The sequence below is a fragment of the Actinoplanes siamensis genome (genome assembly GCF_016862395.1).
GTDB classification, from domain to species: domain Bacteria; phylum Actinomycetota; class Actinomycetes; order Mycobacteriales; family Micromonosporaceae; genus Actinoplanes; species Actinoplanes siamensis.
This window is the reverse complement of sequence record NZ_BOMW01000114.1, coordinates 1-6,044: the sequence shown is the minus strand read 5'-3', so window position 1 is coordinate 6,044 and position 6,044 is coordinate 1. Positions and strand designations below refer to the sequence as shown.

The window sequence follows — 6,044 nt, the reverse complement described above, 5'->3', positions numbered from 1 at the left end:
GCGGGCATCGCGCCCCTCGGAGCCGATGACGAGGCCACCGAAAACGACCACGCTCTGCTGACCGGCGTCGCCTCCGGCTCGCGGGCATCGCGCCCCTCGGAGCCGATGACGAGGCCACCGAAAACGACCACGCTTCGCTAGCCGTTTTCGGAGCCCTCGTCATCGGCGGACGCAATGCGTGGTGGGGTGGGTTACTACTCGGTGGGGGCGCTCGACGGGGTCTCGGCGGGGGCGTCCGGTTCGGTGGTCGTGGTGGCGGACGGGCCGGGGGTGGCCGGGATGGGCTCGGTGGTGGCGGGCGGCTTCGGGGTCTCGCCGGTGCCGGAGGGGATGCCCAGCTGGAAGTTCTTGGTCAGCCAGGGCAGCAGTTCCTTGTAGGCGGCGATGGTGTCCGGCTGGTTGAAGTCGTGCGACAGCACGATCGCGCCCGGCTTCACCTGCTGCTTCACCGACGTGATGACCCGCCTGGTGTGCGCCGCGTCGGACTCGCCGTCCAGGTGCTCCCAGTCGCGCGGGTCGACCTCCCAGTAGAGCGAGGCCATCCCGTCGCCGTGCGCCACCTGCACCAGCTTGTCGTTGAAGTTGCCGCCCGGCGCGCGGAAGAACGGGATCGGCGCGCCGGGCACCGCGGCCCGGATCGCCGCGTTCGTCCTCGCCAGGTCGGCGCGGATCTGCGCGGGCTTCTTCGCGATCGTCAGGTCGTGGTCGAACGTGTGGTTGCACAGCGTGTGCCCGGCCGCCACGATCTGCCGGACCAGCTCCGGGTGCCGCTCCGCCTGCGTTCCGACCAGGCAGAACGTCGCCTTCACCTGGTACTGCTCGAGCATCGCCAGGATCTTCGGGGTCTGCTCCGGGTCCGGCCCGTCGTCGAAGGTCAGCGCGACCTGGTCGGTGCCGGTGGTGAGCAGCGACTTGCCCGGCCCGGCGCCCTGCGCAAGAGGGGCCACCGGGTGGTACTCGGCGGGTTTGCCGGTGACGGTCGCCGACGGCGTGGGCCTGGCGGTGCTGCCGGCCACCGGGTCGGCCGGCGGCTCGCTCTCCCGGGCGCCGTTGTCGCCGGCCTTCTCGCGCTGCTGCGCCGCCTGTGCCGAGGCGGCGGCCTGCGCGGCGGCGGCCAGCTCGCCCGGGTCCTCGCCGCGGCCGGGCTGGGCCAGCGGCACCGCGGTGATCAGCAGGCCGGCCACCACCAGGGTGCCGAGCACTGTCGTCGGCCGGTTCTTGGCCGCCGCCAGCCAGGTCTCCAGCGGCAGCGTGCCGGGCGCGCGGTGCGAGCCGGTGACGGGCCGCTTCGCCCGGGTCTTCGAGCGGGACCGCCGGGGGCCGGCGGAGTGGCGGGCTTCGCCCGGTCCGGTGGTACGAACGGTGCTGTACGAACCCGTGTCGCCGGCGCGGTGGCGGGCCGGCCGGCTCAGCGTCGGGCTCTCCGGGGAGTCCGTGGCGGATCGCAGTGACGGCCCCAGGAAAGCCGAGCGGGGCCGGGCCCACGACATGCTTCCCGAGCCGTCGGCGGAATTCGGCCGACGGTGCCGCCCACCCGTCGCGGCTGCGTCGCCGGAGCTCCTCAATTGCGGCGAGGTGTACGGCGGCATTCGTCATGCCTACCGTGCGACAAGATCAGATGCGATACCAGATCGGTCATCGCATCGTCACTAATTGTTGTTATCGCTGGTCACTCACCGTAAAGCTGTGTGCAATATGTGTCGCAGTTCAACCGAGATTCTCCCCGCGGGTCGTCCGGGCCAGCCAGTCGACCACTCCGGTCACCGGGATGCCCCGCTCCAGCAGCGCCCGCTGCCGGGCCGCGCCGGTCCCGCGTGCCCGCAACCGTTCGAACAGGACCGTCACCAGCTCCGCGTCGCCGTGCCGGTCCAGCTCCGGCCGCACGTAGTCGACCAGCTGCCGCAGCAGGTCCCAGGCGGGCCGCGGCCGCCGGCTCGCGATGTCCAGACCGAGCCCCTCCAGGCCGTCCTTGGCGGCCCGCCAGTGCGCGGCCATCAGCAGCGGGTACGGCACGTCCGGCGCCTCGACCCCGTCGCGCACCTCGTTCAGCAGCGTCGCGACCAGCCCCCGGGTCAGCGCGGCGAGCAGCATCGCGTCGTCCAGGGTGGGCGTCACGTCGCCCATCCGGATCTCCACGGTGGGGTAGCGCGCGGACAGCCGGGCGTACCAGTAGAGCATCCCCTCGTCGAGCATCGCGCCGCTCGTCTCGAGGTCCTCGATCAGCGTCGAATAGTGGTCGTACGACAGCAGGTACGGGGTGGGACCCACGGTCGGCCACCGCTCCCACAGCATCGATCGCCAGCTGGCGTACCCGGTGTCCTGCCCGTCGAACAGCGGCGAGTTCGCCGTCGCCGCCTGCAGCACCGGCAGCCAGGGCCGCAGGTGGTTGAGCACCCGGATGCCGGTCTCCTCGTCCGGGATGCTCACGTGCACGTGCGTGCCGCACAGGCCCTGACCGGGGGAGAGGTCCCCGAAGCGCTTACGCATCTCGTGGTACCGCGGCTTGTCGACCAGCCGCGCGTCCGGCCCGGCCGCGGGCCCGCAGCCGACCGCGAGCAGCCGCGACCCGGCCCGCTCGGCCGCGTCGGCCAGCCCGGAGCGCAGGGTGGTCATCGCCCTCTGCAGCCCGGACAGCTCCAGCTGCGGCGGACTGGCCACCTCGATCTGGCTGCGCAGGTATTCGTGCTGCACGCTGCCTTTGAGTTCCTCGGGCGCCTCGGCCAGCACCGCGTCCGCGGTCTCCACGCCATGTGGTTCCACGGTGTCGACGAGCAGGTATTCCTCTTCGATCCCCAGGGTCAGCAGATCCCGTCGCTCGGCGCGTGCGGCGAGTTGCGGGTCGATAGTCGTCGTGCCCTCGGCAGCAGCGGCTTCCATGGGCCTGGGTTACCCTCCCGGATCTTTCCGGAAACCGCAGCTCACCGGGGGCGTTGACGGGCCTCGGTAGGCTTCGGCCCATGCTGCTTCTGGGGTATTGGGCACTGGCGGGTTCCGCCCTGCTCGAACCCGGTCTGAGCAGCGGCCCGCGCCTGGTCCTGGCGCTCGCCCTGGTCACCGCCGCGCTGTTGCTGGTCGCCGCGGTGGCCGTTCCGGTCCTGGTCCCGGGTCTGGTCCCGGGCATGCGGGCGTTCGCCCGCCGGGCCCGCACGTCCGCGCCCCGGCTGCTGGACCCCGGCGCCGCCGGCCGCCCCCGGCCGCGAGCCCCGGCCGTCCGCCCCGCGGCCGCCTGACGCCCGACCCCGCCGGGGTCCGGGTGTCAGCTGCGCTGCCGCCTCGGTGTCCTGTCAATTTCGGACCTTTGGGGTACGGTCATGTCTCTGTCCAATGTCTTCCACGCGGTGGTCGACGCCGCACACACCGCGATCACCAGCCTCGCCGCCCACCTGACCCCGGTCGCCGGGAGCCTCGCGGCCGCCGTCGCGATCGTCGTCTTCACCCTGCTGGTCCGCGCGTCCCTGGCCCCGCTCGCCTATCTGCAGATCCGCACCGAGCGCCGCCGCGCCGCGCTCGCCCCCGAGCTGGAGCAGCTCCGCAAGAAGCACCAGGATCCGATGGAGCTGGCCACCGCCACCCTCGCCCTGCAGCGCGAGCACGGGATCGGCCCGTTCGCCGGCCTGCTCCCGGCGCTGGCGCAGGCCCCGTTCTTCATGGTCATGTACCGGGTGGCGATGAACCCGCCCAGCGGCGCGATCGCCGGCGTCCCGCTGACCGCGCACCTCTCCGCCGGCCTGCCGGTCTTCGCGGTGCTGCTGGCCCTGTCCGCGGCGATCGCCTGGTGGTCCTCCCGCCGGGCGGCGGACCTGGCGCGGGCGGCGGCCGCCCCGGCCGGCTCCGAGCCCGCCCCGCAGGCCGCCCGGCTGACCGTCGCCACGCTGAAGTATCTGCCCTGGCTGAACGTCCTGGCGGTGGCCTGGCTCCCGCTGGCCGGCGGCCTGTACCTGGTCACCTCCGCCGCGTGGACCGCCGCCGAACAACAGGCCCGCCGCCGCCTGACCACCACCCACCGCTGACCCCGCGACCCCGGGCCGCCCGTCCCGCCCGCGAGCCGCGCGGCTGGTCCGTCCGGCGGCGTGGCCCGCGCTTGCCGGCTGGTCGTGGGCGGTGTCCCGGGGCCGGTGAGGCACCATCGCCACCAGCCGGCGCGGGTGCGCGGCCGGGCGCCGGGGACAGGGCGGATTGCGGGGTCCGGGCGGTGGACGGCGCGAATTGTGACGCCCCGGGGCCGCGGGTGACCGCGCGGGTCCGGGCCGGTGGCGTGGGGGTTCCGGGCGCAGCCGGGGCGGGATATCGACATCCGTTGACAAGTTGTGGAAACAGGCGTGCAATCTTTCTCGTGAGAGCGCTCTCACGTCGCCATCCCCTCCGGAAAGGCGTGTTCCCCATGGCAGCTCCCCGCAGACTCCTCGCGACCGGCGCCGCGGCGCTGGCCGTCCTCGCCTCCGTGACGTTCGTGAACTCGGCCGAGGCGGCAGTGCCCACCCCGCCGGCCGGGATGTCGCTGGTCTTCAGCGACGACTTCACCGGCGCGGCCGGCACTGGGCTGAATCGGTCGAACTGGCTGTACGACATCGGCACCGGATATCCCGGCGGCGCCGCCAACTGGGGCACCGGCGAGATCGAGACGATGACCGACTCCACAGCGAACGTGTACCAGGACGGCGGCGGCAACCTGGTGATCAAGCCGATCCGGGACTCGGCGGGCCGGTGGACGTCCGGCCGGGTGGAGACCCAGCGCACCGACTTCGCGGCCCCGTCCGGCGGCAAGGTCCGGATCGAGGCCCGGCTGCAGCAGCCGAACGTGAGCGGGGCGGCGGCCGCCGGTTACTGGCCGGCGTTCTGGGCACTCGGCGACGCGGCCCGGCCGGTCGGCGCGACGAACTGGCCGGGCATCGGCGAGTGGGACATCATGGAGGACATCAACGGGCGCTCCTCCGTCTTCGCGGCGCTGCACTGCGGGACGAATCCGGGCGGCGTCTGCAACGAGACGACCGGTCTGACCAGCGGTGAGCGGGCGTGTTCCGGCTGCCAGACCGGCTTCCACACGTACGCGATCGAGTTCGACCGCAGCACGTCGCCCGAGCAGCTGCGGTGGTACCTGGACGGCAACAACTACTTCACGCTCAACTCGTCCCAGATCGACGCGACCACCTGGAACAACGCCACCCACCACGGCATGTTCGTGATCCTCAACGTGGCGATGGGCGGTGGCTTCCCGGCGGCGTTCGGCGGCGGGCCGACCTCGGCGACGCAGTCCGGCGTCCCGATGCTCGTCGACTACGTGGCGGTGTACCAGTCGTCCGGCGGCGGCACCACGACGCCGCCGACCACGACGCCGCCGCCGACCGGGACCCGGGACGCGTACTCGGTGATCCAGGCGGAGTCCTACAACGCGTCGGCCGGCGTGCAGGTGGAGACGTGTTCGGAGGGCGGCCAGGACGTCGGCTACATCGGGAACGGCGACTGGCTGCGGTTCGACAACGTGAACTTCGGGACCGGCGGGGTGCGGGACTTCGTGGCCCGGGTGGCGTCCGGAGCCGGCAGCGGGGTCAGCGGCCTGGTCGAGGTGCGCCTGGACAGCCGGGGCAACACCCCGATCGGGAGCTTCGCGCTCGGGTCGACCGGTGGCTGGCAGACCTGGACGTCGATCCCGGGCAACGTGTCGAACGTGACCGGAACGCACACGGTTTACGTGACGTTCACAAGCGGACAGCCCGCGGACTTCATGAACCTGAACTGGATCCAGTTCCGCCGGTAACAATTTTTATCGATGGGTCGTAGCCGCTGACCTGCGGTTGCGGCCCATCGTCGCGTGATGATCACGGATCGAGTTTTAAGGATGTTTAAGGTCCGCACCCTCTTTACATTTACTGTTAACAGTCCTAAAGATTGACGTATCTCACCGGAGGCGCATGGAAGGACAGCTATGAAGCGCTCCCGATCGGTACTTCTCGCGACGGTCACCGCCGTGGCCGCGGCCGGCACGGCGACCTGGTTCGCGGGTGACGCCTCCGCGGCGGCCGCCTGTGCCCCCGCCTGGTCCGCCT

General features: G+C 72.2%; 5 protein-coding genes. 3 read left to right on the top strand and 2 right to left on the bottom strand.

Annotated features, from left to right (window positions below; translation table 11 throughout):
• Nucleotides 1-194: 194 nt before the first annotated feature.
• Together Asi03nite_RS37075 and Asi03nite_RS37070 are read right to left on the bottom strand one after the other, a co-directional pair.
• Complete coding sequence (locus Asi03nite_RS37075) at nucleotides 195-1,490, bottom strand: polysaccharide deacetylase family protein (RefSeq protein ID WP_203685197.1); 1,296 nt, start codon at nucleotides 1,488-1,490, stop codon at nucleotides 195-197.
• A gap of 217 nt (nucleotides 1,491-1,707) precedes the next feature.
• Nucleotides 1,708-2,877: a carboxylate-amine ligase gene (locus tag Asi03nite_RS37070; RefSeq protein ID WP_203685196.1), complete on the bottom strand. Its 1,170-nt coding sequence runs from the start codon at nucleotides 2,875-2,877 to the stop codon at nucleotides 1,708-1,710.
• Between the two features lie 80 nt (nucleotides 2,878-2,957).
• On the opposite strand from Asi03nite_RS37070, the gene Asi03nite_RS37065 reads away from it, so the two are divergent.
• The 3 genes from Asi03nite_RS37065 to Asi03nite_RS37055 all read left to right on the top strand — a co-directional run bounded on the left by Asi03nite_RS37065 (nucleotide 2,958) and on the right by Asi03nite_RS37055 (nucleotide 5,755).
• Nucleotides 2,958-3,230 (top strand): DUF6412 domain-containing protein, encoded by a 273-nt coding sequence (locus tag Asi03nite_RS37065; RefSeq protein ID WP_203685195.1) that lies wholly within the window; start codon nucleotides 2,958-2,960, stop codon nucleotides 3,228-3,230.
• A gap of 81 nt (nucleotides 3,231-3,311) precedes the next feature.
• Nucleotides 3,312-4,010: a YidC/Oxa1 family membrane protein insertase gene (locus tag Asi03nite_RS37060; protein WP_203685194.1), complete on the top strand. Its 699-nt coding sequence runs from the start codon at nucleotides 3,312-3,314 to the stop codon at nucleotides 4,008-4,010.
• A 371-nt stretch (nucleotides 4,011-4,381) separates the two neighbouring features.
• Nucleotides 4,382-5,755, top strand: coding sequence for a carbohydrate-binding protein (locus Asi03nite_RS37055; RefSeq protein WP_203685193.1), 1,374 nt, complete (start codon nucleotides 4,382-4,384; stop codon nucleotides 5,753-5,755).
• Nucleotides 5,756-6,044 lie beyond the last annotated feature (289 nt).